26 protein-coding genes, 3 tRNA genes and 1 pseudogene are annotated in these 24,665 nt (G+C 68.0%); 14 read left to right on the top strand and 16 right to left on the bottom strand.

The genetic code is table 11. The annotated features are described in order from the left end of the window. Nucleotides 1-43: 43 nt before the first annotated feature. Nucleotides 44-628 (bottom strand): bacterial proteasome activator family protein, encoded by a 585-nt coding sequence (locus OYT95_RS16535; protein ID WP_037228106.1) that lies wholly within the window; start codon nucleotides 626-628, stop codon nucleotides 44-46. Nucleotides 629-761: 133 nt separating this feature from the next. Between OYT95_RS16535 and OYT95_RS16530 the strand changes: the two genes are divergently transcribed. Then, entirely contained in the window at nucleotides 762-1,964 is a 1,203-nt protein-coding gene (locus tag OYT95_RS16530) for a cysteine desulfurase-like protein (RefSeq protein ID WP_025431672.1), read from the top strand. Between the two features lie 113 nt (nucleotides 1,965-2,077). On the opposite strand, the gene OYT95_RS16525 is transcribed toward OYT95_RS16530, so the two are convergent. Then, nucleotides 2,078-3,073 (bottom strand): NAD(P)H-quinone oxidoreductase, encoded by a 996-nt coding sequence (locus tag OYT95_RS16525; RefSeq protein ID WP_095868386.1) that lies wholly within the window; start codon nucleotides 3,071-3,073, stop codon nucleotides 2,078-2,080. A gap of 122 nt (nucleotides 3,074-3,195) precedes the next feature. On the opposite strand from OYT95_RS16525, the gene OYT95_RS16520 reads away from it, so the two are divergent. After that, nucleotides 3,196-3,678: a MarR family winged helix-turn-helix transcriptional regulator gene (locus OYT95_RS16520; RefSeq protein ID WP_005248780.1), complete on the top strand. Its 483-nt coding sequence runs from the start codon at nucleotides 3,196-3,198 to the stop codon at nucleotides 3,676-3,678. Nucleotides 3,679-3,720: 42 nt separating this feature from the next. Further along, nucleotides 3,721-3,808 (top strand) — tRNA-Ser (locus OYT95_RS16515). A gap of 54 nt (nucleotides 3,809-3,862) precedes the next feature. Here OYT95_RS16515 and OYT95_RS16510 read toward each other — a convergent pair. From OYT95_RS16510 to OYT95_RS16495, 4 genes are read right to left on the bottom strand one after another with little or no spacing between them, the layout of a single operon-like run. After that, nucleotides 3,863-4,225 carry a TfoX/Sxy family protein gene (locus OYT95_RS16510; RefSeq protein WP_037228104.1) on the bottom strand — a complete coding sequence of 121 codons (363 nt, stop codon included), beginning with the start codon at nucleotides 4,223-4,225 and terminating at the stop codon, nucleotides 3,863-3,865. Nucleotides 4,226-4,228: 3 nt separating this feature from the next. After that, a complete protein-coding gene (locus OYT95_RS16505) occupies nucleotides 4,229-5,020 on the bottom strand; it encodes a VOC family protein (protein WP_037228102.1) in 792 nt (263 codons plus the stop codon). Between the two features lie 24 nt (nucleotides 5,021-5,044). Continuing rightward, a complete protein-coding gene (locus OYT95_RS16500; protein ID WP_268791969.1) occupies nucleotides 5,045-6,028 on the bottom strand; it encodes a TIGR03086 family metal-binding protein in 984 nt (327 codons plus the stop codon). Further along, nucleotides 6,028-6,294 (bottom strand): ArsR/SmtB family transcription factor, encoded by a 267-nt coding sequence (locus OYT95_RS16495; protein WP_245973379.1) that lies wholly within the window; start codon nucleotides 6,292-6,294, stop codon nucleotides 6,028-6,030. The genes OYT95_RS16500 and OYT95_RS16495 overlap by 1 nt, the downstream gene beginning before the upstream one ends. 142 nt (nucleotides 6,295-6,436) lie before the next feature. Here OYT95_RS16495 and OYT95_RS16490 point away from each other — a divergent pair, with 142 nt between their 5' ends. Further along, nucleotides 6,437-7,069 carry a maleylpyruvate isomerase family mycothiol-dependent enzyme gene (locus OYT95_RS16490; protein ID WP_037228094.1) on the top strand — a complete coding sequence of 211 codons (633 nt, stop codon included), beginning with the start codon at nucleotides 6,437-6,439 and terminating at the stop codon, nucleotides 7,067-7,069. A gap of 250 nt (nucleotides 7,070-7,319) precedes the next feature. Continuing rightward, complete coding sequence (locus OYT95_RS16485) at nucleotides 7,320-8,321, top strand: alpha/beta hydrolase (RefSeq protein WP_037228092.1); 1,002 nt, start codon at nucleotides 7,320-7,322, stop codon at nucleotides 8,319-8,321. Nucleotides 8,322-8,329: 8 nt separating this feature from the next. Here the strand turns inward: OYT95_RS16485 and OYT95_RS16480 are convergent, their stop codons facing one another. After that, the gene (locus tag OYT95_RS16480; protein WP_268791968.1) at nucleotides 8,330-10,030 is read right to left on the bottom strand and encodes a bifunctional metallophosphatase/5'-nucleotidase; all 1,701 of its coding nucleotides are present in this window, start codon (nucleotides 10,028-10,030) and stop codon (nucleotides 8,330-8,332) included. Between the two features lie 89 nt (nucleotides 10,031-10,119). Continuing rightward, nucleotides 10,120-11,196 (bottom strand): histidinol-phosphate transaminase, encoded by a 1,077-nt coding sequence (hisC, locus tag OYT95_RS16475; RefSeq protein ID WP_037228421.1) that lies wholly within the window; start codon nucleotides 11,194-11,196, stop codon nucleotides 10,120-10,122. Between the two features lie 61 nt (nucleotides 11,197-11,257). Here hisC and OYT95_RS16470 point away from each other — a divergent pair, with 61 nt between their 5' ends. From OYT95_RS16470 to OYT95_RS16460, 3 genes are all read left to right on the top strand, one after another. Then, entirely contained in the window at nucleotides 11,258-11,983 is a 726-nt protein-coding gene (locus OYT95_RS16470; protein ID WP_128640280.1) for a dienelactone hydrolase family protein, read from the top strand. 99 nt (nucleotides 11,984-12,082) lie between these two features. Continuing rightward, nucleotides 12,083-12,174 (top strand) — tRNA-Ser (locus tag OYT95_RS16465). A gap of 45 nt (nucleotides 12,175-12,219) precedes the next feature. Next, nucleotides 12,220-12,292, top strand: a tRNA-Arg gene (locus tag OYT95_RS16460). Nucleotides 12,293-12,351: 59 nt separating this feature from the next. Here the strand turns inward: OYT95_RS16460 and OYT95_RS16455 are convergent. After that, entirely contained in the window at nucleotides 12,352-12,810 is a 459-nt protein-coding gene (locus OYT95_RS16455) for an ArsI/CadI family heavy metal resistance metalloenzyme (protein WP_268791967.1), read from the bottom strand. A 93-nt stretch (nucleotides 12,811-12,903) separates the two neighbouring features. Here OYT95_RS16455 and OYT95_RS16450 point away from each other — a divergent pair, with 93 nt between their 5' ends. Further along, nucleotides 12,904-13,263 carry an Rv2640c family ArsR-like transcriptional regulator gene (locus OYT95_RS16450; protein ID WP_268791966.1) on the top strand — a complete coding sequence of 120 codons (360 nt, stop codon included), beginning with the start codon at nucleotides 12,904-12,906 and terminating at the stop codon, nucleotides 13,261-13,263. Nucleotides 13,264-13,279: 16 nt separating this feature from the next. Here the strand turns inward: OYT95_RS16450 and OYT95_RS16445 are convergent, their stop codons facing one another. After that, nucleotides 13,280-13,753, bottom strand: a complete 474-nt coding sequence (locus OYT95_RS16445; protein WP_052032922.1) for a hypothetical protein — start codon at nucleotides 13,751-13,753, stop codon at nucleotides 13,280-13,282. A gap of 86 nt (nucleotides 13,754-13,839) precedes the next feature. Continuing rightward, entirely contained in the window at nucleotides 13,840-14,205 is a 366-nt protein-coding gene (locus OYT95_RS16440) for a YybH family protein (protein WP_268791965.1), read from the bottom strand. 100 nt (nucleotides 14,206-14,305) lie between these two features. Here OYT95_RS16440 and OYT95_RS16435 point away from each other — a divergent pair, with 100 nt between their 5' ends. After that, nucleotides 14,306-15,214: a LysR family transcriptional regulator gene (locus tag OYT95_RS16435; RefSeq protein ID WP_128640278.1), complete on the top strand. Its 909-nt coding sequence runs from the start codon at nucleotides 14,306-14,308 to the stop codon at nucleotides 15,212-15,214. A gap of 4 nt (nucleotides 15,215-15,218) precedes the next feature. Here OYT95_RS16435 and OYT95_RS16430 read toward each other — a convergent pair. The 3 genes and pseudogenes from OYT95_RS16430 to OYT95_RS16420 form a co-directional block, all read right to left on the bottom strand. Further along, nucleotides 15,219-15,987: pseudogene (locus OYT95_RS16430) on the bottom strand (SDR family oxidoreductase). Then, nucleotides 15,984-16,724 carry a fumarylacetoacetate hydrolase family protein gene (locus tag OYT95_RS16425; RefSeq protein WP_128640277.1) on the bottom strand — a complete coding sequence of 247 codons (741 nt, stop codon included), beginning with the start codon at nucleotides 16,722-16,724 and terminating at the stop codon, nucleotides 15,984-15,986. The pseudogene OYT95_RS16430 and the gene OYT95_RS16425 overlap by 4 nt, the downstream one beginning before the upstream one ends. After that, nucleotides 16,721-18,169: an MFS transporter gene (locus tag OYT95_RS16420; protein ID WP_128640276.1), complete on the bottom strand. Its 1,449-nt coding sequence runs from the start codon at nucleotides 18,167-18,169 to the stop codon at nucleotides 16,721-16,723. Before OYT95_RS16420 ends, OYT95_RS16425 begins: the two co-directional genes overlap by 4 nt. A 207-nt stretch (nucleotides 18,170-18,376) precedes the next feature. On the opposite strand from OYT95_RS16420, the gene OYT95_RS16415 reads away from it, so the two are divergent. After that, nucleotides 18,377-19,450 (top strand): D-2-hydroxyacid dehydrogenase, encoded by a 1,074-nt coding sequence (locus tag OYT95_RS16415; protein WP_268791964.1) that lies wholly within the window; start codon nucleotides 18,377-18,379, stop codon nucleotides 19,448-19,450. Between the two features lie 20 nt (nucleotides 19,451-19,470). On the opposite strand, the gene OYT95_RS16410 is transcribed toward OYT95_RS16415, so the two are convergent. Both OYT95_RS16410 and OYT95_RS16405 read right to left on the bottom strand, forming a co-directional pair. Then, the gene (locus OYT95_RS16410) at nucleotides 19,471-19,806 is read right to left on the bottom strand and encodes an SHOCT domain-containing protein (protein ID WP_268791963.1); all 336 of its coding nucleotides are present in this window, start codon (nucleotides 19,804-19,806) and stop codon (nucleotides 19,471-19,473) included. Between the two features lie 28 nt (nucleotides 19,807-19,834). Next, nucleotides 19,835-20,263: a DUF6325 family protein gene (locus OYT95_RS16405; protein ID WP_112301723.1), complete on the bottom strand. Its 429-nt coding sequence runs from the start codon at nucleotides 20,261-20,263 to the stop codon at nucleotides 19,835-19,837. A 148-nt stretch (nucleotides 20,264-20,411) separates the two neighbouring features. On the opposite strand from OYT95_RS16405, the gene OYT95_RS16400 reads away from it, so the two are divergent. The 3 genes from OYT95_RS16400 (at nucleotide 20,412) to OYT95_RS16390 (ending at nucleotide 24,642) form a co-directional block, all read left to right on the top strand. Further along, nucleotides 20,412-21,650: a cation:proton antiporter gene (locus OYT95_RS16400; protein WP_037228059.1), complete on the top strand. Its 1,239-nt coding sequence runs from the start codon at nucleotides 20,412-20,414 to the stop codon at nucleotides 21,648-21,650. Further along, nucleotides 21,647-23,215, top strand: a complete 1,569-nt coding sequence (locus tag OYT95_RS16395) for an MFS transporter (RefSeq protein ID WP_268791962.1) — start codon at nucleotides 21,647-21,649, stop codon at nucleotides 23,213-23,215. The genes OYT95_RS16400 and OYT95_RS16395 overlap by 4 nt, the downstream gene beginning before the upstream one ends. Nucleotides 23,216-23,328: 113 nt before the next feature. Further along, nucleotides 23,329-24,642 (top strand): serine hydrolase domain-containing protein, encoded by a 1,314-nt coding sequence (locus OYT95_RS16390; protein WP_268791961.1) that lies wholly within the window; start codon nucleotides 23,329-23,331, stop codon nucleotides 24,640-24,642. The last annotated feature ends 23 nt before the right edge of the window (nucleotides 24,643-24,665 follow it).

Raw genomic sequence — 24,665 nt, 5'->3', positions numbered from 1 at the left:
CCGAGCCTACCGGGAGTCGAGTTCCATGCTGTTTCGCCCGTTGCTACAGGTACTGGCCGGTACCACTCGATTGCGACCCCGGATCGTGATTGTGCGCCCCGTGCGGGTTGCCCATGCTGATGCCCGGAGGCAGTGCTCCCTGACGCATCTGCTCGAGCTGGGAGCGGGCCGCCATCTGCTGGGCGAACAGGGCCGTCTGGATGCCGTGGAACAGTCCTTCGAGCCACCCCACCAGCTGCGCCTGCGCGATGCGGAGTTCGGCGTCGGTCGGGACGGTGTCGTCGGTGAAGGGCAAGGTGAGGCGCTCGAGTTCGTCGCGCAGCTCGGGGGCGAGGCCCTGTTCGAGCTCGTGGATCGACGACTTGTGGATCTCCTTCAACCGGTTGCGGCTGGCATCGTCGAGCGGTGCCGCGCGCACCTCCTCGAGGAGCTGCTTGATCATGGTTCCGATGCGCATGACCTTGGCCGGCTGCTCCACCATGTCGGCCACCGACTCCGTGCCGTTCCCGATCCCGTCCCCGCCGGCTTCGGGGCCCTCGGGCTTGCTCGCGGCCTCGGCGACGGGGATGGCCATGGGCTGACCGTCGGGGCCGATCACGACGACGTGTTCATTCTCCGAGTTCGTCATGCCTCCATCTTGTCTGTTCCCGCTCGGCAGTGCGAAGGTGCGTCCGATTTGAGCCGTTTCCATCTTTGTTGCACTTCGCAACAATCGATGGCTGGCTTCGACCGTATTGACTTGGGGTCTTAGAGTGTCGGGCATGGCTTACGACGTTGCCCGCGTTCGGGGACTCATCCCCTCACTCGGCGACGGTTGGATCCATCTCGATCCGCAGGCCGGCATGCAGATTCCGGACGCGGTGTCGCGCACTGTCTCCACGGCCTTCCGGGCGTCTGCCTCTTCGTCGACCGGGCGACATGTGTCCAGCCGGCGCAGTGCGGCGGTACTCGATGCGGCCCGAGCAGCCGTCGCCGACCTGGTCGGAGGCGATCCCGCCGGGGTCGTCCTCGGACCCGACCGATCCGTTCTCCTCGCCTGGCTGGCGGAGTCGCTGAGCACGCGACTCGGCCTCGGAACCGGGCTGGTGCTCTCCCGCCTCGACGAGGAAGCGAACGTCGCGCCCTGGCTCAGAGTCGCCAGCCGCTACGGCGCACAGGTGCGGTGGGCGGAGGTCGAGATCGAGACGTGTGAACTCCCCAGCTGGCAGTTCCAGGACCTCATCACCACCACGACGCGTCTCGTCGCACTCACCGCCGCATCCCCGATCGTCGGCTCGGCGCCCGACGTCCGCGTCGCCTCGGACCGCGTCCACGAAGTCGGTGGTCTGATGGTCGTCGACGCGATCGGCGCCGCCCCCTACGCGCACGTCGACATCAACGAACTCGGAGCGGACGTCGTCGCTGTGGGAGCCACCTCCTGGGGCGGGCCGCAGGTCGGGGCACTCGTCTTCCGCGACCCCACCCTCCTCGACCGCATCCCCGCCGTCTCGCTCAACCCGTATGCGCGGGGTGTCGAACGTCTCGAGGTCGGGGTACACCAGTTCGCGCTCCTCGCCGGCCTCACCACGTCGATCGACTTCCTCGCGAACCTCGACGAGTCGGCCACCGGTTCCCGCCGCCAGAAGCTCGAGGCGTCCATCAGTTCGCTGCAGAACTACCAGGACACCCTGTTCGACCACCTCATGTCGTCGCTGAAGCGGCTACCGCAGGTCATGGTCATCGGGCGCTCGCCCAGCCGGGTTCCGACGCTCAGCTTCACCGTCGCCGGAGTCTCGGCCGACAAGGTCGCGTCGCATCTCGCCGACAAGCGCATCGCCACCGTCAGCGGCGTCCACGGCGGCTCCCGGCTGCTCGACGCACTCGGCGTCAACGACGAGGGCGGCGCCGTCACCATCGGTCTCGCGCCGTACACCACCCGGTACGAGATCGACCAGCTCGTGAACGAGCTCGCCACCCTGGGCTGACCCGCCGCCTGCTTTTGCCCGCTGTGCCCGCCGCCCTGCGGCGCCCAATGTGACATTCGTTTCGTTGGAGCGGACGAATGTCACATCGGGCGACGACGGCAGCAGGCAGACCGTCAGTTCCGCGGGATCGTCAGGATCACCTTGCCGACGGTGTCCGCCGAGTCCAGCAGTTCGTGCCCGCGCGGCGCCTCGGTGATGGGCAGTTCCGCCGAGACGATGGGATGGACCGCGCCCTCGGCGATCAGCGGCCACAGCCGCTTGCGGACGTCGGCGACGATGTCGGCCTTGCCCTCGTGTCCCGACTCGGCCCGCCCCCGCAGTCCGGCCGCCGTCACGTGGCCGCGCTTGGACAGCAACTTGCCGAGGTCCAGTTCGCCCTTCCGCCCGCCCTGCATGCCGATGACGACGAGCCGGCCGTCGGCGGCGAGCACGTCGACGTTGCGGTCGAGGTACGAGCCACCCATGTTGTCGAGAATCACGTCGGCGCCGTGTCCGTCGGTCGCCTTGCGGATCTCGTCGACGAAATCGGCCTCGCGGTAGTTGACGAGGATGTCGGCGCCGAGTTCGCGGCAGCGCGCCAGCTTCTCCTCGGAGCCGGCGGTGACGGCCACCCGGGCCCCCAGCGCGACGCCCACCTGGATGGCGTGCGTGCCGATGCCGCCGCCACCGCCGTGCACCAGCAGCACGTCGCCGCGGGACAAGCCGGCGCCCATCACGACGTTCGACCACACCGTGCACGCGACCTCCGGCAGTGACGCGGCGACGAGCAGGTCGACCCCTTCGGGGAGTGGGAGAAGCTGCGACGCGGGGACGGCCACCTTCTCCGCGTATCCGCCGCCGGCCAACAGCGCGCACACCTGGTCGCCGACGGACCACCCCGACACTCCCTCGCCGAGTTCGGCGATCGTGCCGGAACATTCGAGCCCGAGGACGTCGCTGGCTCCGGGCGGCGGGGGATAGAACCCCTGACGCTGCAACAGGTCGGCGCGGTTGACGGCCGTCGCGGCGACGTCGAGGAGGACGTGACCGGGTGGGAGTTCCGGGTCCGGCTGCTCCGCCCATTTCATGACTTCGGGGCCGCCCGGTTGATCGATCGTGATCGCATACATGGGGACGACGCTAGCGAAATGCGTCGTCGCCCGGTGGCGGTGACCGATCACAGCGGCGCGCTCGGCGTTCCGGGGACCGCACGCTACTGGAAAGTAATGTCGCACTACTAGACTGTGAACCTGTGACAGCAGAAACCTCCGACGCCGAAGCCGCGACCAATTGGTTGACCCCGGCCGAGATGCGCGCCTGGCGCGGGTACATGGACGGCAACCAGCGGCTGATGGACGTCCTCAACCGGGATCTGCAGGAGAAACACGATCTGTCCCTGGCGGATTACCGCATTCTGGTGCTGCTGTCCGAGTCGCCGGACGGTTCGCTGCGCATGAGTGATCTCGCGGACGGCGTCCTGTCCTCCCGCAGCCGCCTCACCCACCAGATCCGGCGGATGGAAGCGCAGGGCATGGTCACCCGCGACACGTGCCTCGAGGACGGCCGCGGCGTGCTCGCCGTCATCACCGACGAAGGTCGCGCCCGGCTGGCCGAAGCGGCCCCCACCCATGTGGCCGGGGTGCGCAGCAACCTCGTCGATCTGCTCACCAAGTCTCAGCTGAAGGTTCTCGCCGAGGTGTTCGAACGCGTCGACAAGGCCATCGGCGACCGCTGACCGGTTGTCCGCCGGCGCCTGGGTACCGATAAGATCGCCCACGGAAGCGTGGCAGAGCGGCCGAATGCACTCGCCTTGAAAGCGAGCGTCGTGAAAGCGACCGGGGGTTCAAATCCCTCCGCTTCCGCCAACGACCGGCGGCCCTGATCTGGTTTCTCTCCAGGTCAGGGCTGCCGTCGTTTGTTCACTTCTTCCGGGATTTCGGCTGCTTTGGCGGCAGTGCGGCGATCTCGGCTATCGCGCGTTCCACCCACGGTGTGGCGCGGTCCGGGGTGCCGCGCCACCGGTCCGGCAGGGCCAGGTACTCGCGCATCGGCTTTTCGCCCGGACCGAACGGGCCGGCGCCGTCGGACGACGCCAGCTCGTCCCTCGCCTGCTCGGTGAGCAGCCGGACCCCGACTTTCGGTCCGAGGAGCCCGGCGAACATGTTGCCGTTGACGAACGCGCCCAGGTTGCCGAACATCGGCTTCACCTCGACGCCGGGGACGTCGGGGATCAAGGACCGGAAGAACTGTTTGTCCTCCTCGGAGGGTTTCGGCATCTTCACTGTCTAGGATTCCTGACGTTCCTCGGGCGTCATGATGCTGAAGATCGCGCCCTGCGGGTCGGTGACGGCGGCCATGCGGCCGACGGTGGGGATGTCCATCGCTTCTTCGACGATCGTGCCGCCGAGTTCGACGACCTTCGCAGCGCTGGCGTCGACGTCGTCGACGGCGAAGTACACCCGCCAGTGGTTCGGTGTGCCGGGCTTCATCGGCTCACCGCATCCGCCGACCTGGTCGTCGCCCACCTCCAACAGCGTGTAGGTGTACTCCGGTCCCATCGACATCTTCGACGAGGTGATCCCGAAGACGCTGTTGTAGAACGCGAGCGCCTTCTCCACGTCGCCGGTGTTCAGTTCGTTCCACAGGCAGGCGCCCGGGTCGCCGACGAGGGTGGCGCCGATGTGCTTGTTCGCCTGCCACAATCCGACGGCCGCCCCGGTGGGGTCGGTGACGAAGGACATGCGGCCCGCTTCCCCCACGTCGAACGCCGGCATCAGAACCTGGCCGCCTGCGCCGGGGACCTTCGCGAGCGTCGCGTCGACGTCGTCGACTGCGATGTAGGTGTTCCAGTTCGCAGGCGCCCCGGCCGCGGCCGCGTCGGGTTGTAGTGGCGCAATGGCGGCGACGTTCTCGCCGCGCACGGTGGCCATCGAGTAGACGGGGCCTTCGGGCATCGGCCGGTCGTCGTACTCCCAGCCGAGCAGTTCCGCATAGAACTCCTTGGCGGCGTCCTGATCGCTGGTTTGGAGGTCTACCCAGTCCGGTGTTCCCTGGGCGTATTCCGACTTGATGGGCATGACTGGACCTTTCCGTGTGAGGTGTCAGACCGCCGGGACGGGGTGGCGGCCGGTGTAGGCGATGAGCCGGGTGACCGCGTCGCTGGTGTGTGGGGCGGGTACGGGGTCGTCGAACCCGACGGCCTTCCTGCCTTCGGGCGTGATGATCTTGTGGGTCAGCGACAGCACGTATTCGGCGAGAGGCTCGGACACGGCGACCTCGCCTCCGATCGCTGCCGCGAAATCCCAGGCGTGAACGAGGAATTCGATGGAGAGGATCCCGGTGGCGACAGTGGCGGGGATGTCGTTCGGCCCGATCGTCACCGTGCCGTCCAGGCCGCGACTGCGCCACGCCTCCAGCGCGGGTTGGGCGAGGTCGGCGATTCTGGCCTCGACGGGTTTGCCGGGGTCGTCGTCGAACGTCGCGCCCGCCGCGCCGCCGAGGGCGGTGATCGAACCGACGAGATGATCGGCGAGCTGCGAGACGGTGAACTCGGTGCACGCCGTCTGCTTGGACATGTCGTCGGCCGTGACGTCGCGCAGGACACGTTGCACGACGGCCAATGTCGCCTCGGCGCTGGACAGTTCGTCGAGCGGATCCGGAACGGCCGCCCAGTCGTCGGGCCCGGCGTCGCTCCTCTGCGCGGCGACGACGAGACGGTCGAGGTAATGGTTCCAGCCCTCCGCGTGGCGGACAGCCTGTTCTTCGGTGAGCCCGTCGTGCACGAGTCGCACCTCGGTCCCGCCGGCGGTGGGGGTGAGAGTCACCGTCACGGTGGACGATCCCGGTGGGAGTTCGTCGTCGCCTTCCCATCCCCACGTGTACACCACCCGCTTGCCGGGGACGATCTCACGGAAAGTGCCCGCGGCCGAATGCCCGGGAACGACGGTCCACCGGTACTCGCCGCCTGCCTGCAGGTCGACGCGGGCCGCGACGGTCTGCCATCGCCGCAATCGTTCCGGTCGGGTGACGAGGTCGAACGTGGCGTCCGGGTCCAGCGGGACGACGACGGTCTTGTCGAATGGCATCAGCTGTCTCCTTCGGAAGCTGCTTCCTCGGTGGCGTCCGCGACGAGGCGGTCGAGTTCGTCGATCCAGAAGGAGTCGAACAACGTGCGAAGTTGCGCGAGTCCCTGCGGGTCGAGCCGGTAGTACCTGAAGCGTCCGTCCTTACGCGCAGTGACCAGTCCGGCCTCGGTGAGCACCCGGAGATGTTGCGAGATCGCCGACCGGCTCGCGGGGAAGTGTGCGGCGAGGTTGTTGACGGTCTGTTCACCTGATGTCAGCAGTTGCATGAGGCGTCTCCGGGTGGGCTCAGCTGCGACTTCCAACTGATCGAGCACGATCAATACGTTAGTCGTGACTAACACGTTGTGCAATGGGTCTCGCCGCAGCGGTCGTGAGGTGGGAGAATTCAAGGCGACGAGGGAGTGAGAAATGACAACGTCAAGCCCCTGGCCCACGATTCACGACGAACGCCGCGCACTGGTGGACGACCTCGAACCGCTGACCGATACACAGTGGTCGACGCCGTCGCTCTGCGAGCGGTGGACCGTGCGGGACGTGTTCGCGCACATGACGGCGACGGAGAAGATGACGCCGCCGAAGTTCGTCGGAAAACTCGTCGGGTCGGGATTCCGGATCAACACCATGTTCGAGAAGGACATCGCACACGAGGAGGAAGGAACACCGGCGGAGTCGCTCGACGAGTTCCGGGCGCACATGGGTGACTCCACGCATCCGCCCGGCCCGATCGACGCCATGCTGGGCGAGATGATCGTCCACGGCGAGGACATCCGCCGACCGCTCGGCATCGCACACGAGTACCCGATGGACGCAGTCGTCCGCGTCGCCGACTTCTACAAGAACTCGAACCTGCTGATCGGGTCGAAATCCCGGGTCGCGGGACTGACGTTGCGGGCAACCGACACCGACTGGTCCACCGGATCGGGTCCCGAGGTGTCCGGCCCGATGCTGGCGCTCGTGCTGGCGATGACGGGTCGCCGCGCCGCCCTCGACGAACTCGGCGGCGACGGTCTCGACCAGCTGAAGTCCGCCCTGCCCAAGTAACGGCCCGGCATCCACACGCACCCCTTCTGCCTAGCCGCACCCGTATCAGCCCCAGAAGGGGTGCGGCTGCGTGAAACGGGTGCGTCTGTCGAGGCGGATGAGCCGGGACGACCGGCCGCGGACCGTGATGACTACAACGTGATCACGCTGGGGCACACAGCTGTCACAAAACCTCTAAGCTCTTGTTGACCGGACGCATTTTGTACTGTGCAATCGGGGTCCACACAGTCCGGGGAAGAGGGATTTCTTTATGCGTCGCGAAGCATTGGCTGCCGTCGGTCTGGCAGTGTCACTGACCCTCATGGGGCCGGCGTTCACTGCGGTGGCCGATCCGGTGCCTGCTCCGGTCGCGCCTCCGGGAAGTGGCGTCGCGAGAGTCGACAAGATCGTCCCGCTCACCGACACCCGTAGTGCCGTGTTCATCAATTCCCCCGCCATGGGCCGCGTCGTGCAGGTGCAGGTGCTGCATCCCGCCGGTGGCGGGTCGAGGCCGTCGCTGTACCTGCTCGACGGGGTCAGCGCCGGCGCCGAGTCGGACTTCCGGGAGAGCACCTGGACGCAGAAGACGGACGTGGTCCAGTTCTTCGCCGACAAGAAAGTCAACGTGGTGCTCCCGGTGGGCGGCACCGCCAGCTACTACACCGACTGGCAGCAGCCCGACCCCACGCTGGGTGTCAACAAGTGGGAGACGTTCCTGGCCAACGAACTCCCGCCGATCATCGACAAGAACTTCAGCGGCAACGGCGTCAACGCCGTCGCGGGTGTGTCGATGGGCGCGATGGGCGCCGCCAACCTCGTCACCCGGCATCCGCAGCTCTACCGCGGACTCGCCGCCTACAGCGGATGCCTCGACAACTCCCAGCCCAGCTCGCGGGACTCGGTGCGGGGCACGGTGGCGTTCAAGGGCGGAAACCCGGCCAACATGTGGGGTCCCGACACCGATCCGGCTTGGACCGCGCACGACCCCTCGGTGAACGCCGAAGCCCTGCGGGGCAAGCAGATCTACATCTCGACAGGCAACGGGCTCCCCGGACCGTACGAGATCAGCGGAGACATCGCGTCCACGATCGCGGTGGGCGGCCCCCTCGAGGCGGCGGCGAACGTCTGCACGCAGACGTTCCAGCAGCGGATGTCCCAGCTCGCGATCCCGGCGACGTTCGTCTACCGCAACGTCGGCACCCATTCGTGGCCGTACTGGCAGGACGAACTGCGCACCTCGTGGCCCGTCCTGAAGAGTGCGCTCGGCGTCTGACGGCGTTCCTATCCGACCACCGTGATCCGGTCGGTGTTCGGCGGCGGCACCGGTGAATTCGTCCCCAGGTAGGCCGTGAAGGCGTCGAGGTCGCAGCCCGCGTGCACGGCCTCGGCGCGGGTGCGGAAGGCGTCGAAGCCGTCGCCGCCATCGGCGAGGAACTTGTTGACGGCCACCCGGTAGGTGCCGTCGGGGACGACGGCGCCGCCGTTCACGCGAATGTCCGAGATGCGTTCGCCGACAGTCGCCGAACGGTTCATGGCGTACGTCAACGAACTCGACGGGGCGAGGATCCGCTCCGTGATCGTGCCGTCTCCCCGCGGCTGGAACTGCTGCTCCAGCGCAGTTTTCAGAGTCGCGCCGGTGACCGCCAGGACCTCGAGGGTGTTGCCGAAGGGTTGAGCGGCGTAGGTCTGCCCGTAGGTGACGGCGCCCTCCGGGCCCCGCAGCAGATCCTCGCGGAGCCCGCCGGGGTTGGTGAGTGCCACCTGGGCGCCGTGCCCGGACCCCGCCGCAAGCTGGGCGTCGGCGACGACGTTGCCGAGGGTGGACTCGCCGCTGCCGGTCTCGTCGCGGGTGAGGTCGCCCGTCAACGACGCCACACGCGCCGCACCGATCTCGGCGGCCTGAGCGGCGGCACCGTCGGCGAGCGCCTGGATGCCGGGGTCCGACGGGATGTCGTGGGTGACCACCTGGTTGAACGCCGACGCGCGGTCGCGCAGGACGTCGCGGGTGGTGCGGTCGATCGACACGTCGACCACCGAGACGATGCGGCCGTGCGACGCGCCCTGCATCATGACGCGCGGGTTGCCCATCGGGTCGGGAAACGAGCAGTTGTATTGCTGGTGGCTGTCGGCCGTGAAGATGACGTCGACCTTCGGGGATGCCCGCAGCGCGAGGTCGCGTGCGGGTCCGGATGTCACCTCGCACGAGTTGGGGCCGTTGTCGGCGACGGGTTCGGCTCCCTTGTGCATCAGCAGCACGATGGCCCGCACGCCGAAGAAGTCGAGGAGGTCCGCGGTCCGGTCGACGGCGGCGAGTTCGTCCGTGAAGCGCAGCCCGCCGACCCCCTCCGTGGTCACCATTGTTGCGGTGTCGGCGGGCATGGTCGCGATGACCCCGACCGGGATTCCCTCGACGTAGTCGACGGTGAACGGCAGGGTCGCGGGCGCGCCGTCGTCGAACTCCATGTTCGCCGCGAGGAGCGGGAAGTTCGCGCCCTCGAACGTGTTTCCGAACCGGCAGCCGTCGGCGGGATGGCAGCCACCGGTCTGCATGCGCCGGAACTCCGGGTAGCCCTCGTCGAGTTCGTGATTGCCGATCGCGGATGCGTCGACGCCCATCCTGTTGAGCAGGTGCACGGTCGGTTCGTCGTGGAACATCGCGGATTCGAGCGCCGACGACCCCCAGTTGTCACCCACCGAATACAGCAGTGAATGGGTCGCCTGGCCGCGCAGCTGGTCGACGTATGCGGCGAGGTAGGCGGCGCCGCCGGCCGGGACCAGCGAGCCGTCGGCGTGCTTCACCTGACTGCGGACGCCGGGCGGCGGCTCGAGGCTGCCATGGAGGTCGTTGAAGGCGAGGAGCCGGACGGAGACCGGAGCGTCCTGCGCCTGCGCCGCGGACAGACCCGACGTCACCGAGATCGCCAGCGCCATCGCGAGTCCGGCAGCAGGCACAGCTGTGCGGAGCGCGGCGCGGCGACGCATGTAGGGGCTCCCTTCGGCAAAACCTCACTGAGTCTGCCAACAGGGAGTCACGGGCGTTATACCCGTGGGTAACGTTTACGTCTCGAGCGTTACGCCCGGACCGCGACGTTCGCGATCGAGCGTGCCTCGGTGCTCGTCGCGAAGGCGAGAAACGCGTCGTTCTCCTCGGGGTCGCCGATCGTGATCCGCACCCCGTCGTCGCCGTACGGGCGCAGCAGCACACCGGCCTCGGCGCTGGCGGCGGCGAACGCCCCGGAGTGGGCGCCCAACGGGAGATAGACGAAGTTGGCGGCCGATTCGGGCACCTCGTACCCGGCGGCGAGCAGGGCGTCGCGCACCCGGCCCCGCTCGGCGACGACGCCGTCCGTGCGTGCCAGAAGTTCTCCGGACGCGGCCAGCGACGCGATGGCGGCGGCCTGCGCGACGGCATTGACCGCGAACGCGATGTGCACCTTGGTCAGCGCGGTGACGACCGCGGGATCGGCGACCGCGTACCCCACGCGGATGCCGGCGAGGCCGTACGCCTTGGAGAACGTGCGTAGCACCACCACGTTGGGACGTCCGCGGAACAGTTCGATGCCGTCGGCGTCGGACCGGCTGTACTCGAAGTAAGCCTCGTCGAGGGCCACCAGGACGTCGGCGGGCACGGCGTCGAGGAACCGCTCGAGTTCGGCCTTCGTCAGTGCGTTGCCGGTGGGGTTGTTCGGGTTGCAGACGAAGATCAGCCGGGTGCGGTCCGTGATCGCGGCCAGCATCGCGTCGAGGTCGTGACCGTGGTCGGCGGTCAAGGGAACCTTGACGGGTGTTGCCCCGGCCACCTGCGTGACCACGGGGTAGGCCTCGAACGACCGCCACGCGAAGATGACCTCGTCACCGTCGTTGCACGTGGCCTGCACCAACTCCTGGCACAGGCTCACCGAACCGCAACCCGCGGCGATGTTCTCGGTGGCCACCCCGAGGTGGTCGGCGAGTGCCGCGATCAGGGCGACATGGCCGTTGTCCGGGTAGCGGTTGGCGTTGGCGGCGGCGTCCGCGATGGCGTCGCGCACACTCGGCAACGGGCCCAGCGTGGTCTCGTTGCTCGCCAGCTTGATCGCGCCCGGAAAGTTCTTGCCGGGGATGTAAGCCGGGATCGTGTCGAGGTCTGCCCTGGTTCGCGGAGTCACCAGGCGATTATGCGCCTCCCGATCCACTGCGCCGACGCCCCCTTCGTGCCAAGGTAGGGACATGTCGGGATTCTTCAGGGACAGTGCAGCCCTGCGGACGTCCGGAGACGCGCCGGAAAACCCTCAGTTGCGTGTTCCGCTCACCGCGGTGGAGCCGGACGGTCCGGCGCGGGGCGGGATCGTGGTCCTGCACGAGTCGCGTACCTTCAGCGAACCTCTCCTCGATCTGATGCGCTCGTTCGCGATGGAGGGGTGGGTGACGGTGGCGCCGCACCTCTTCCACCGGGAACCGGCGCCGAGCGATGTCGAGGTGTTCGGCGACGCCCTGTTCGCCGACTTCGACGCCACCTTCGACTGGCTGATCGCGCGGGGCATCTACGCCGACTGCGTCGGGGTGCTGGGTTTCGACGACGCCGGGACCGCCGCCCTGCTCGTCGCGACGACGCGTCCCGTCGGCGCCGCCGTGAGTGTTGCCGCCCGCGGGATCGTCGAGCCGTTGTCGGATGACGCGCCTGCGCTGGTGCACGCCGCCCCCGACCTGAAGGCCCCGTGGCTCGGTCTGTACGGGGAGGACGATCCGTCCACGCCGCCCGATCAGGTCGAGTTGCTGCGCGACGCCACCGCCAAGTCCGACGTCGCGGGGCTCGTCGTGAGTTACGCCGGTCTTGCCCACCGTGCCGACGAACCCCCTCAGGTGCCCGACGGCAGGGACGACGATCCGGGTGCCCAGGCCATCGTCGACGCGCAGCGGCGGATCTTCGACTGGTTCGACAGCCACCTGCGATAAAGCGGCCATCCTTACGCTCTGACCAGCCGTTTTGCCTTTGTGGTGGAAAGGTGTGTAATCTTTCGCACCGGCGGTCCGAAGGGATCGGAACCACCCCAGGGAGGCGTGCCAGAGCGGCCGAATGGGACTCACTGCTAATGAGTTGTCCCTTTTACGAGGGACCGGAGGTTCAAATCCTCTCGCCTCCGCCACACCGGGCCTAGTCGGCCGGTGCAAGCTAGACAACTGAAGAACATGCGCCCGTAGCTCAACGGATAGAGCACTTGACTACGGATCAAGAGGTTAGGGGTTCGAATCCCTTCGGGCGCACAAAGAAACCCCGTCAACTGCAGCGATGCAGGTGGCGGGGTTTCTCTTTGCCGGTCCGGCTAGCAGCAGGACGTGCCCGCTGTGGCCTTCTCCCCGTCCGCGGTGGCCCCCTCGGCGTCGGTGTCGAGGTGCCCGGGGCTCGACCCGAACGTCTCGGAGTCGGCGAGGACGGTGTAGACCTCCCACTTCTCGCCTGCGGGGCCGGTGACCCACACCTTGTCCTGGGTCGCGAAACAACAGGTGGTGCCGATCTCCTCGTCGGTGAACAGGCCTTCCCCGGTCAGCCGCGCGATCTCCTCGTGGACCTGGGCGCTCGATTCGACCTCGACCCCGAGGTGGTTGATGGTGCCGCCCGCGCCGGGGTTCTCGAGCAGCACCAGCTTGAGGGGTGGCTGCGCGATGGCGAAGTTCGCGTATCCCGGCTTCAGTTTCGCCGGTGGGGTAGCGAACAGTTTCGAGTAGAACGTGACTGCTTCCTCCAGATTGTCGACATTGAGGGCGAGTTGGGCGCGGGACATGACAACCTCCACCTGTGTGACATATATCGAATTACTTGTCTTCACAGAATCCCACCTTTTTGACATATGTCAAGGAGCTGGGAGGATGGGCTCATGCCCAAGACGTTGCCGGTCGTAGATGTCTCCGCACCGATCTGCTGCGCGCCCGTCTCGGCCGCCCCGATGACCGACGAGGCCGCTCTGCACCTGGCGCTGCGCCTCAAGGCGCTGGCCGACCCGGTCCGCATCAAGCTGATGTCGATCCTGCTGACCGCGAGCGACGGCGAGGTGTGCACGTGCGATCTCGCGACCGGCGTGGGCCTGTCCGAATCGACCGTCAGTCACCACCTCGGCCAGCTCAAGAAGGCGGGAATGGTCCAGTCCGTCCGCCGCGGCATGAACGTCTTCTACAGTGCGCGGACGGACGCCCTCGACGCGCTGCGGGTGGTCCTCGACCCCCACTGCTGCGCCTGAGGCCGACCGGGACCGGTCAGGACGTTCGCGTGCTCGATTCGAGACCGATCGTGGTGGTTGTCGAACCGAGACCGATCCGTGGCCAGCCGGCGGTGACCGCGATGAACCCCGATGTGGGTATCGCGTCCAGCCAGTAGTTCGGCTCGGTCCGGTACTCGGGCGGCCCGCTCCGGCACGGCTTCGCCGCCGCCGCCGGATGGTAGGGGTCGGCCTCGCCTTCGATGTCGTCGACGCGCGCCCGCACCGAGAGATAGGACCACCGCGTCGAGGGATCGTCGGGGTCGGACAGCGAGCGGGTCTCGTACTGCGCCAACTCCGCGGGCCTGCCCGTCGCCGTCAGGGCCATCCGGAGGTGGAGGCCGTCCGGGAATGCCACGACCTCGAACAGCTCGAGCGTGAGGTGGTCTTCACTCGTGAGGAGCAGGGGGCCGTGCACCCGGTGTCCTCCGGTGGTGGGTGGTGCTACTGCCGGCCAACGCGGTCTGCGCATGACCCCTATCGTCCCACCGATACGAATGCAGATGCAATGGTGGACAACGAAGTTCATGCCGTGTAGGGGCCGGTGCAGCCGTGACCTCAGCTGGCGGGCGGGACGAACTCCGGCTGGTCGAGGAGTCGGAGCCAGGTTCCGTCCGGTTGCCTGCGGACGACCTGCGCCCGCGCGCCGGATCCGTCCTTGGGTGGGGTGGACGTGAGTGCGATGTCGTCACTGATCAGCGTGGGGAGCGGCGTTTCCGGTTCGAAGTGCGGCGCGTTCGCGAGTACCGACTCCCACAGTTTCTGGATGGCTGCCCGGCCGACCGTCCGGCTGCCGGGCGGATATGCCATGACGGCGTCCTCCTCGTACAGGGCGGCGACTCCGGCCGCGTCGCCGGCATTGCTGCGCTCGACGAACAGCCGGGTGAGGTCTTCGGGGTTCAGGGCCTTCTCGTAGTCGGACACGGGAATCCTTTCGTGGGTGAACTGCTGTCACTTCCCAGGATGGTGTCGACGCAACCGGAAGTCCAACAGATAGTTCTGCTGAGAACTAGAATTACTGCTTATGGAACTGAGGCAGCTCGAGTACTTCGTCGCGGTCGCCGAGGAAGCGAACTTCACCCGCGCCGCGGAACGCGTCCACATCAGCCAGTCGGGGATCAGCGCGCAGATCCGGCAGCTCGAGCACGACCTCGGCGCGACGCTCATCGACCGGTCGAGCCGGACCGCGACGCTCACGTCCGCGGGGGAAGCGGCGCTCGTGCACGCGCGTGCCGCACTCGCCTCGGCCGACGCGATGCGGCAGGCCGTGGACGACGTGAACCAGCTGATCCGGGGCCGGCTCGTCGTCGGGATGGTCACCGCCTGCACGGTGAAACCGCTGTTCGACGCACTGTCCGCGTTCCACGTCGCGCACCCCGGGATCGAGATCACGCTGACCGAGGACAGTTCCGACCGCCTCGTCGAACGGGTCCGCGCCGGTGCGATCGATCTCGCTCTCGTCGGCACCGCGACGGCCCCGCCGGAAGGGTTGGACGCCTTCCCGATCATCAGCGAGGGGCTGGTCGCGGCGGTGCCGCCCGGGCACCCGCTGGCCGGGCGTTCGCGCGTCACCCTGGCCGAACTCGGCGACCATGCGATCGTATGTATGCCGACCGGAACGGGGATCCGGACAGTATTCGACCAGGCGTGTGCGGCGGCCGGCCTCCGCCCGGACATCGCCCTGCAGGCGAGTGCGCCGGACGCCGTCGCCGACCTCGCGATCCGCGGACTGGGAGTCGCCGTCCTCAGCGAGTCGATGGCGACGGATTACCGAGGCCGGTTGACGGCGGTCGCCCTGGACGACGTCGACATCCCGGCCGTGCTCGCGCTGGTCTGGAAGAGTCCCGCGGGTCCCGCGCTCCGCGAACTCGTCCAGCACACCCGCCGCTCCTTCGGGGACGTGCAGACCGCACCGGCCGCGGTCGGCGGGTGAACCCTCACACCACCGACGTCATCCCGCCGTCGACGAAGATCACCTGACCGTTGACGTACCGGGATCCGTCCGACGCCAGCCACACCGCGGGACCGACGAGATCGTCCGGCGTGCCCCACCGGCCTGCCGGCGCGCGGCCGCGGAGCCACGCGTCGAACTCGGTGTCGTCGACGAGGGCCTGCGTCATCTCGGTGTGGATGTAGCCGGGGCGCGAGGCCGTTGATCTGCAGCCCGGACGACGCCCATTCGGCCGTCATCGCGCGGGTCAGATTCCGCAGTCCGCCCTTCGCGGCGGTGTACGGCGCGATGGTGGGCCGGGCCAGGTCGCTCTGCACCGAGCAGACGTTGATGATCTTCCCGCTCCCGCGGGCGATCTGAAACCGTGCGACCGCACGGCCGACGAGGAACGCGCTGGTGAGGTCGGTCGTGAGCACCCGGTTCCAATCCTCGAGGGAGACGTCGAGCAGCGGCTGACGGTGTTGCAGCGCAGCGTTGTTCACCAGGATCTCGATCGGCCCGACCTCCGACTCGATCCGCTCGACGGCGCCGGTCACCCGATCGGGATCCGTGACGTCGAACGCGTACGCGTGGACGCGGGCCTCGCCGAACTCCTCACGGAGGCGCTCACGTGCCTGTGCGAGACGGTCGGCCGACACCCCGTTGAGGACGATCGTGGCGCCCGCCTCGGCCAGGCCCCGCGCCAGTGCATAGCCGATTCCCCGGCTCGAACCGGTGACCAGGGCGATGCGCCCCGACAGATCGAACAGGTTCACAGCGCACGCACCGAGTTGCTCAGCGTGCCGATTCCGTCGAGCGTGATCTCGGCACGGTCACCCGATTTGACGGGGCTGAACGTGAACGGACAACCCGTGAGCACGACGTCTCCCGGCCCGAGGGTCAGATACCGGGTGAGGTGGACCAGTTGCTCGGACACGTTCCACGCGAGCTGCCGGGTGGACGCCTCCGCCACGGTCACGCCGTCGACGCGCACGGTGATCGGAACGTCCCCCGGGTCGAGATCCGTCTCGATCCACGGCCCCAGCGGGGTGAACCCGTCGCCGTGCTTCGCCTGGGTGAGCTTGTCGTCCAACGCTATCTGCTCGACGGCGGTGACGTCGTTGCCGATCGTGTATCCGAGGATCGCGGACGGGACGTCCTCCGGGCGAAGCCTGCGGCACGTGCGGCGGATGACGACGGCCAGCTCGCCCTCCACGTTGACCTGCCCCAGCCCTTCGTCGACGACGATCGGATCCTCGGGGCCGATCACCGTGCGCGTCGACTTCATGAACGCCTGCAGCGGCAGGTCGCGATCTCCGGGTGCGCCGTTGTGGGCCATCCCGAGCAGGACCCGCGGTTCGGCGGGCGCGAGCAACCGTGCGCCGTCGAGGTCGTGTGCGGGTCCGGTGAACGTCAGGGTATCGGCGTACGGATCCGCCACCTCGTGCCAGCGACCGTCGTGCAGGCACACCTGCCGCGGTCCCGAATCGGTGGCGATGCGGGCCAGCCTCATGCGTCGACCCGATCCTTCGACTCGAAGGCGACGGCCTCCGGTCCGTGGACCGGGTCGGCCATCGCGTCCCAGGCGAGCCCGAGGTCGCGGCCACGGGTTTCGGGCGTCACGAACGTGGTGGCGAACGTGATGACGCTGAGGACCAGAACGTAGATCGCGAGCGGCACCCACGAGTTGTTCAGCAACGACAGCAGCAGTGCGCCGACGAAGGGGGCGATACCGCCGGCGAGGATGGCGCTCGTTTCCCGGGCGACCGCGACGCCGATGTAGCGGTGCCGATTTCCGAACAGCTCGGGCAGGGCGGCGCACTGCGCACCGAGCATCACGTTGACGCCGATCCCGTAGCTGACCGCGAGCGTCGCCACCACGAGATACGGGTTGCCGAGCGAGAGCAGCCACCACGACGGGACCGCGAGGACGAGCTGCAGCGCCGCACCGAACCGGTACACCCGCATCCGGCCGAAGCGGTCCGACAGCGCGCCCGAGAACGGGATGACGAGCATGCCGATGGCGGCGCCGCAGGCGATGGCGAGCGGTCCGATCGACTTGCTGACACCGACCACCGTCGTGACGTAGCTGATGCCGAGGGTCTGGAAGATGTACGAGCCGCCGTTCTCGGCCATCCGCAGGCCGATGCCGCGGAGCACACTGGGCATCGAGCTGCCGATCAGTTCCCGGAACGGGCTCTCGCTGATCTGATCCTGCTTCTCCAGCTTGATGAACGTGGGGCTCTCCTGCATGCGGAGCCGGATGAACACGGCGACTGCGATGAGGAAGATCGACGCCAGGAACGGCACCCGCCACACCCAGTCGAGGAGGAGGTCGCGATCGATCTGGCCGAGGATCGCGAAGACCCCGGACGCCATCAGGGTGCCCACCATGATCCCGACGAAGGGGAGTGCGGAGAAGAATCCGCGGCGCTGGGTGGGCGAGTACTCTGCCATCAGCGTCGTGGCACCGGCCTGCTCGGCTCCGGCGCCGAAGCCCTGCAGCAGTCGCAGCGCGACCAGCATGATCGGGGCCCAGATACCCACCTGCGCGCCGGTCGGCAGGACGCCGATCAGCGTGCTCGCGCCGCCCATGATCGCGATCGTGATCATCAGGACGGCCTTGCGTCCGAGGCGGTCGCCGAGGGCGCCGAAGAACAGGCCGCCGACGGGCCGGGCGAGGAAGCCGACGGCGTACGTGCCGAAACTGGCCATCAATGCGGCCGACGCACCCATGGCGGGGAAGAACAGCTGGCCGAATATCAGGGCCGACGCCAGGCCGTACAGGGCGAAGTCGTAGTACTCGAGTGCGCTGCCGATGGAACTGGCGAGCGTCGCGCGTTTGAGATTCGCGGCGTAGTCCGGGTCGTCGGAGGCACGCGCCGGTGGGGTGGAGCGGCTGGGGCCTTCCGGCGTCTTCGAGTCTGCGCCTACGTGAATCTTCGATTCTGGGGACATCTTCTGCTCCGTTGTGGGACGGGACCACGTCGAGCGCGGTCACAAACAGGTCGGTGTAGTGACCCAGGTCACTGGCATGCGGAGGACGATACCGCTCGCGGAGCTATTTGTCATACGTAAATAGAAGTGTTGACTGAATCACATGGTTAGTGCAGAGTTTTTACTCTGAACATATGGTCAACAACGGCCCGTACGAAGGAATCTGCAGTGAGCGCACACGACTCGAAGCCACTCGACGGGCGACTCCGCGTAGTCGCCGCGACCCCCGTGAGCGAGGAGCTCATCAGTCTCGTCACCCGAGCGGAACCGCGCATCGACTTCATCCGCGAGCAGGATCTGCTGCCGCCCTCCCGATTCCCGGGTGATCACTCCGGCGATCCGACGTTCTCCCGGACCGCGGAGCAGCAGCAAGCCTTCGACGACCTGGTCGATTCGGCGCAAGCCCTGTACGGCGTGCCCGACGAGAATCCCTTGGCACTGACGAGGACGGCGGGCGTCAACCCCGAACTCCGCTGGGTGCACACGATGCCCGCCGGTGGCGGGGCCCAGGTGAAGGCGGCCGGCCTCACCGACGAGCAACTCGCCCGCATCGCCTTCAGCACCTCCGCCGGTGTGCACGCCGAACCGTTGGCGGAGTTCGCCGTCTTCGGCCTGCTGGCCGGCGCCAAGACCCTCCCGCGCCTCCTCGCCCAGCAGCGCGACAAGGTGTGGAGCGGCCGGTGGGCCATGGGAACCGTGTCCGGGCAGCGCATCGTCATCGTCGGACTGGGCAGCATCGGCCGCGCGACGGCGCTGAAACTGAAGGCCCTCGGCGCCACCGTGGTGGGAACGAGGAGGCGCGACACCGCGGTCGAGGGCGTCGACGAGATCGTCCACCCCGACCGGCTGGCCGATGTGGTCGGGGACGCGGACGGCATCGTCGTGACGCTTCCCGGAACCAGCGCCACCGAAGGCCTCGTCAGCGCAAAGGTATTCGGCGCGGTCAAGCCCGGAGTCACGGTGGTGAGCGTGGGCCGGGGAACCGTCGTCGACGAGGAAGCCATGACCGCCGCGATCGAGGACGGGCGGGTCGGGTTCGCCGCGCTCGACGTGTTCGCGTCCGAGCCCCTGGCATCGGACAGTCCGCTGTGGGCTCATCCGAACGTGCTGGTCAGCCCGCACACTGCAGCGTTGAACCCCGCGGAGGATCGCCTCATCGCGGAACTGTTCACGCGCAATGCCACCCGGTTCCTCGACGGCGAGGAGCTCATCAACCGCGTCGACACCGTCGAGTTCTACTGACGATTCGGCTCACCGCATCTTCAGGACTGGAGTAGTTTCGCCTTCGCCGCGGTGAACTCCTCGTCCGTGAGCACGCCGGCCTCCTTCAGGCGGGCGAGTTCCTGGATGCGGGACACCAGATCGTCGCCCGCGGGTGCCGGTGGCGGCGGAGGCGCCTGCTGTTGCGCTGCTTGCTGTTCCGCATACTGTTGCTGGGCGGCCTGGTCGATCCGCTCCTGCTCCTCCGCCTGCTTGTTGGCGGCGTGCCGGTTCATCGCGTTCGACGTCGCCCGCGCGGTGCCGGTGATGACCGCCGTCCGGGCCACCGTGCCGAGCAGCCCGGGACGTCCCATGCGGCGTGGACCCCTGAAAACCATGATGTGCTCCGTTTCTGTGGGTGACGAGTCAGACCGCGGCGGCGATGGCCGCCTCGACCACCTCGCGCGGGATGTGCACGTGGAGGGCTACCTCGCCACCGGCCTGCCGGGAGGCGGCCGCGACCTTCCGCGCCCACGTCTGCTCGTACACGATCGCCACCGCGGACGTGCCCGGCTCCAGTGATTCGCGCACCACCTCGAGGTCCTCCTCGCTGATCAGGGCCTTGGCTTCGAGGGACAGGGCGGCGAGACCGATGCTGTCGAGGTCCTCGTCCACCTCCACCTGGCGCAGCGTGCCGTCGGCTCCCTTGGAGATGAACACGAGATCGAGAATGGTGACCACTCCCTGGGCGACGACGTCGCGGAACGTGTCGATCACCTGGGGATCGGCCCGCTCTCCCGGAAAGGTGAGGAAAAGGAACGCGACCGGACCGACATCTTCAGCTGTATTCGACATCATCTCTCCCTGCGCTGGGTGCCCTGTGTCGATGATCGCCATCGGCCGGGAATTGCGCATCATCCACGACGGGTGATGTCCAGTGGTCCGGGCTCTGTGAGGCTCGAACGCAGAGCTGTGTCCGATGGTTCGAGAGACGAGGTGATGCATGCCGTCCGTGGGAGCCTCACTCTTCTGGATCGTGGCGTGCGCCGTGATCGCCCCGCTGCTCGCCGGGCTGTTCCCCCGGAAGCTGGTGCCCGAGGTGGTGCTACTCCTCGTCGCCGGGATCGTCATCGGCCCGCACGTCTTCGACCTGGCGATCGAGGGTAGCGAGATCGAGCTACTGCGCGACCTGGGGCTGGGCCTGCTCTTCCTGCTGGCCGGATACGAGATCGACACGGCCGAGATCACCGGTCGCGGCGGCAGACGGGCCCTGCTGACATGGCTGGTCTCGCTGGCCCTGGCATTCGCGGTGGTATCGCTGCTGAGCCTCGTCCACGTGGTCGACGCCGGAACCGCGGTGGCCATTGCCATGACGTCGACAGCCCTCGGCACACTGCTCCCGATCCTTCGTGACGCGGGCGCCCTCGACACCCGGCTGGGCCGGACGATCCTCAATCACGGCGCCTTCGGCGAACTCGGACCGGTCGTCGCCATGGCGGTCCTGCTCGGCTCCCGCGGGTCGGTGGCGTCCATCGTGGTCCTCGGGCTGTTCACGGCCGCGGCGGTGCTGGTCGCGTTCATACCCGCCCGCGTGCGGCGGGAGGGTTCCCGGATCACCGCGATCATCCGGTCGGGCTCGGAGACGACGTCGCAGACCACGGTCCGGCTGACGATGCTGCTCCTCGTCGCACTCACCGTGCTCGCGGCGTCGTTCGGGCTCGACACCATTCTCGGTGCCTTCGCGGCCGGATTCATCCTGCGGCGGGCCACACCCGAGGGCGACGAAACGCTCGAAACGAAGCTCGACGGCCTGGCGTTCGGGTTCCTGATCCCCATCTTCTTCGTGACGTCCGGGATGGCCATCGACGTCGCCGCGGTGGCGTCCGAACCCGGTGTCCTCGTCGCGTTCGTCGTGCTGATCCTGCTGGTGCGGGCAGGCCCGGTCTACGTCGCCGGGAGGTTCGATCGGGGCACCGACGGCACGGATCCACCCTTCACCGCCCGTGAACGCACCCAGCTGGCGCTGTACGCGGGAACCGGTCTGCCGCTGATCGTGGCCGTCACGGGAGTGGCCGTCGACTCCGGGGACATGACGTCCGCGAACGCCTCGGTGCTCGTCGCGGCAGGCGCGATCACAGTCCTCCTCTTCCCGCTCGCCGCGTCGCTGCTCGCGTCGAGCCCCGAACCGGCGGCCGACGCGGCACGCCCACGAGGAGACCAGAACCCCGGGAGCGGACAGTGACTCGAACCGAAACGACGCAGGCGCCGACCCGAGCGACGCTGATCCTCGCGACCCTCATCCTCGTCGCCGCCGTCGCCAACCTGAACCTGTCCGTCGCGAACGTCGCGCTCCCCGACATCGGCCGGGCCTTCGACGCGAGTCAGACGCAGCTGAACCTCGTCGCCGTGGCGTACTCCCTCGGGCTCGCCGCCTCCGTCCTCTACCTCGGGGCGCTCGGCGACCGCTACGGGCGCAAGCAGATGCTGGTGCTCGGCATGGCGCTGTCGCTGCCGGCGTCGGCGATCGCGGGATTTGCCGGGAACTTCGAAATACTTTTCCTCGCACGTGTTCTCGGCGGTGTGTCCGCCGGTCTCGCGTTCCCCACCACGCTCGCGATCATCACCGCGCTGTGGTCGGGACCGCCCCGGACCAAGGCGATCGCACTGTGGTCGGCCCTCGGTGGCGCGATCTCCTCGCTCGGGCCGATCGTGTCGGGTGCGTTGCTCGAGCACTTCCATTGGGGCTCGGTGTTCCTCGTGACCCTTCCGCTCGCGGGTCTCGCCCTCGTCGCCGCCATCCTGTGGGTGCCCGCCCACGTCAACGAGACGACCGATCCCGTCGACAATCTCGGCGGCATCATCTCCGTCGTCTTCATCGCCGCCCTCATCCTCGCGATCAATTTCGCACCGGTGGACGGCGCCGGTGCGGCGGCTCTCGGCCTCGGGGTGATCGCCCTCGCCGCGGGAGCCGCGTTCTTCCTGCAGCAACGGCGGGCGGCGCACCCGCTGTTCGATCTGCACGTCGCCGCCCGCCCGACGTTCTGGGTGGCCGCCGTCGGCGGGGTGATCGTGTTCGGCGCGTTGATGGGTGCGATGTTCATCGGGCAGCAGTTCCTGCAGAACGTGCTCGGGTACTCCACGCTCGCCGCCGGATCGGCGATCATCCCGGCCGCCGTCGCGATGGTCATCGTCGCACCGCGCTCCGCGAAACTCGTCGAATCGCACGGGGCCCGGTTCACACTGCTGCTCGGCTACCTGTTCGTCGTCCTCGGACTGGTTGTCGCGCTGGTGTGGTGGGATGAGAACGCGACCTTCTGGTGGGTGGCGCTCGCCTACGCGTTCGTGGGCATCGGAGTCGGGTTCGCCGGGACCCCGGCGTCGCGGTCGCTCACCGGTTCGGTGCCGGTGTCGCGGGCGGGCATGGCGTCCGGCACGTCCGACCTGCAACGCGACCTCGGCGGCGCGATCATGCAGTCGATCCTCGGCGCGGTGCTCACCGCCGGTTACGCGAAGTCGCTGTCGGCGACGATCGCCTCGTCGCCGGACTCGAGCCAGATCACCCCGGAAACTCAAGCCGCGCTGACGAAGTCGTATTCCAGCGCCGAGGTGCTCGCGGAACGCTACCCGCAATACGCCGAGCAGATCATCGCCGCCGCCCGCAGCGCCTTCCTCGACGGCGACGATCGCGCGTACCTCGCCGCGATCCTGGTGGTGTGCGCGGGGGCCGTGGTGGTGTTCTTCTTCTACCCGCACCGGGAGAAGGAGAAGCGGCTGCTGGCCGAATACGCGACCGAGAGAGCGCAGTAGGGCGGCAGCAGGGCGAATGTATCGCCGGTCGCCTCAGAAGCGCCGAAAGGTACATTCGCCCGGCGGTCGCGGAGTAAGTTCCCGAGAGGGGCACCTCGACGACGGGACGCACGATGACAGCTCAGGTCGTGACCAGGACGAATCGGCGACGAGGCCTCGCGGCGGCCGCAGCGGCACTGCTGCTGGTAGTGCCTGCGGCGTGCTCCGACGACTCGTCCTCCACAGGCACCTCCGCTACCTCCACGACGACGCACACGGGATCACCGAACGCCGGGGCCGACGCGCAGATCGACCCCGGTGTCGCGGACCGACTCGACGAGGCGATCGAGAAGACGATGTCGATGGCGGCGATTCCCGGCGCGATAGTGGGCGTGTGGGGGCCCGACGGCAACTACGTGAAGGCGTTCGGTGTCGCCGACAAGACGACGGGCGCGCCGATGGAGACCGACTTCTACCACCGAATCGGCAGTGTGACAAAGACGTTCACGGTCACGGGTGTGCTGCAACTGGTCGACGAAGACAAGGTCGCGCTCGACGACCCGATCTCGAAGTACGTGGAGGGCGTGCCGCTGGGTGATCAGATCACGCTGCGCCAGCTCGCCCGGATGCAGAGCGGGCTGGCCAACTACTCGGCCAACGAGGACTTCCAGAAGGCGTTGCTCAGCGACCCGCAGGCCGCGTTCACCCCGCAACAACTGCTGGGTTACGCGTTCGCGCAGCCCGCGACGTTCCCGCCCGGACAGGGATTCGAGTACTCCAACACGAACACGACCCTGCTGGGACTTGTCATCGAGAAGGTCAGCGGACTGCCGCTCCCGGAGTACGTGACGCAGAAGATCGTCCAGCCGCTGAAGATGGCGGGCACGAGCTTTCCGACCACCAACGCGTTCCCCGAACCGCACGCGCAGGGCTACACCGAGCAGACCTTGGACGACAAGGAAGCCGTGGCCACCAACTGGAATCCGTCCTGGGGATGGGCGGCGGGCGCGATGATTTCGACCCTCGACGACCTGCACATCTGGGCGCCCGCCCTCGCCACCGGCACCCTGCTGCAGCCGGCCACACAGGCGCAACGGCTCGAGACGGTGAACGCACCGGGTCTGGCATCCGACGTCGGCTACGGACTGGGCATCTTCGACGTCGCCGGCTGGATCGGGCACAACGGCAGCCTCCCCGGGTATCAGACGGTCTGCGTCTACCTCCCCGAGCAGGAGACCACCCTCGCGATCATGATCAACACCGACGTCCCCTACCAGGGCAGCGAACCCAGCACGGCGCTGGCGGGGGCCGTCACGGAGATCATCTCGCCGGAACACATCTACAAGCTCAGCGCCGGAGTGCAGAATCCGGACGCGTCGTCCCCGGCCACGCCGACGCCCTCGGAGACCCCGGCGACGTCCACGACCTCCGCCCCGCCGACCAGCTGACCCCATGTGAGTGGCAAAGCGTG

Source organism: Rhodococcus sp. JS3073 (assembly GCF_026810085.1).
Classification (GTDB): Bacteria; Actinomycetota; Actinomycetes; order Mycobacteriales; family Mycobacteriaceae; genus Rhodococcus_F; species Rhodococcus_F wratislaviensis.
This window is presented reverse-complemented; position numbering and strand designations above follow the sequence as displayed.

Excerpts from the sequence above, each read along its gene's own strand:
- OYT95_RS16500 (WP_268791969.1), bottom strand. The coding sequence starts at position 6,028 with ATGCCATTCGACAAGACCGTCGTCGTCCCGCTGGACCCGGACGCCACG.
- OYT95_RS16495 (WP_245973379.1), bottom strand. The coding sequence starts at position 6,294 with ATGCAACTGCTGACATCAGGTGAACAGACCGTCAACAACCTCGCCGCA.
- OYT95_RS16420 (WP_128640276.1), bottom strand. The coding sequence starts at position 18,169 with ATGTCCCCAGAATCGAAGATTCACGTAGGCGCAGACTCGAAGACGCCG.
- OYT95_RS16480 (WP_268791968.1), bottom strand. The coding sequence starts at position 10,030 with ATGCGTCGCCGCGCCGCGCTCCGCACAGCTGTGCCTGCTGCCGGACTC.
- OYT95_RS16485 (WP_037228092.1), top strand. The coding sequence starts at position 7,320 with ATGCGTCGCGAAGCATTGGCTGCCGTCGGTCTGGCAGTGTCACTGACC.
- OYT95_RS16505 (WP_037228102.1), bottom strand. The coding sequence starts at position 5,020 with ATGCCCATCAAGTCGGAATACGCCCAGGGAACACCGGACTGGGTAGAC.
- OYT95_RS16530 (WP_025431672.1), top strand. The coding sequence starts at position 762 with ATGGCTTACGACGTTGCCCGCGTTCGGGGACTCATCCCCTCACTCGGC.
- OYT95_RS16455 (WP_268791967.1), bottom strand. The coding sequence starts at position 12,810 with ATGTCCCGCGCCCAACTCGCCCTCAATGTCGACAATCTGGAGGAAGCA.
- OYT95_RS16490 (WP_037228094.1), top strand. The coding sequence starts at position 6,437 with ATGACAACGTCAAGCCCCTGGCCCACGATTCACGACGAACGCCGCGCA.
- OYT95_RS16450 (WP_268791966.1), top strand. The coding sequence starts at position 12,904 with ATGCCCAAGACGTTGCCGGTCGTAGATGTCTCCGCACCGATCTGCTGC.
- OYT95_RS16425 (WP_128640277.1), bottom strand. The coding sequence starts at position 16,724 with ATGAGGCTGGCCCGCATCGCCACCGATTCGGGACCGCGGCAGGTGTGC.
- OYT95_RS16535 (WP_037228106.1), bottom strand. The coding sequence starts at position 628 with ATGACGAACTCGGAGAATGAACACGTCGTCGTGATCGGCCCCGACGGT.
- OYT95_RS16470 (WP_128640280.1), top strand. The coding sequence starts at position 11,258 with ATGTCGGGATTCTTCAGGGACAGTGCAGCCCTGCGGACGTCCGGAGAC.
- OYT95_RS16405 (WP_112301723.1), bottom strand. The coding sequence starts at position 20,263 with ATGTCGAATACAGCTGAAGATGTCGGTCCGGTCGCGTTCCTTTTCCTC.
- OYT95_RS16400 (WP_037228059.1), top strand. The coding sequence starts at position 20,412 with ATGCCGTCCGTGGGAGCCTCACTCTTCTGGATCGTGGCGTGCGCCGTG.
- OYT95_RS16410 (WP_268791963.1), bottom strand. The coding sequence starts at position 19,806 with ATGGTTTTCAGGGGTCCACGCCGCATGGGACGTCCCGGGCTGCTCGGC.
- OYT95_RS16390 (WP_268791961.1), top strand. The coding sequence starts at position 23,329 with ATGACAGCTCAGGTCGTGACCAGGACGAATCGGCGACGAGGCCTCGCG.
- OYT95_RS16525 (WP_095868386.1), bottom strand. The coding sequence starts at position 3,073 with ATGTATGCGATCACGATCGATCAACCGGGCGGCCCCGAAGTCATGAAA.
- OYT95_RS16435 (WP_128640278.1), top strand. The coding sequence starts at position 14,306 with ATGGAACTGAGGCAGCTCGAGTACTTCGTCGCGGTCGCCGAGGAAGCG.
- OYT95_RS16445 (WP_052032922.1), bottom strand. The coding sequence starts at position 13,753 with ATGCGCAGACCGCGTTGGCCGGCAGTAGCACCACCCACCACCGGAGGA.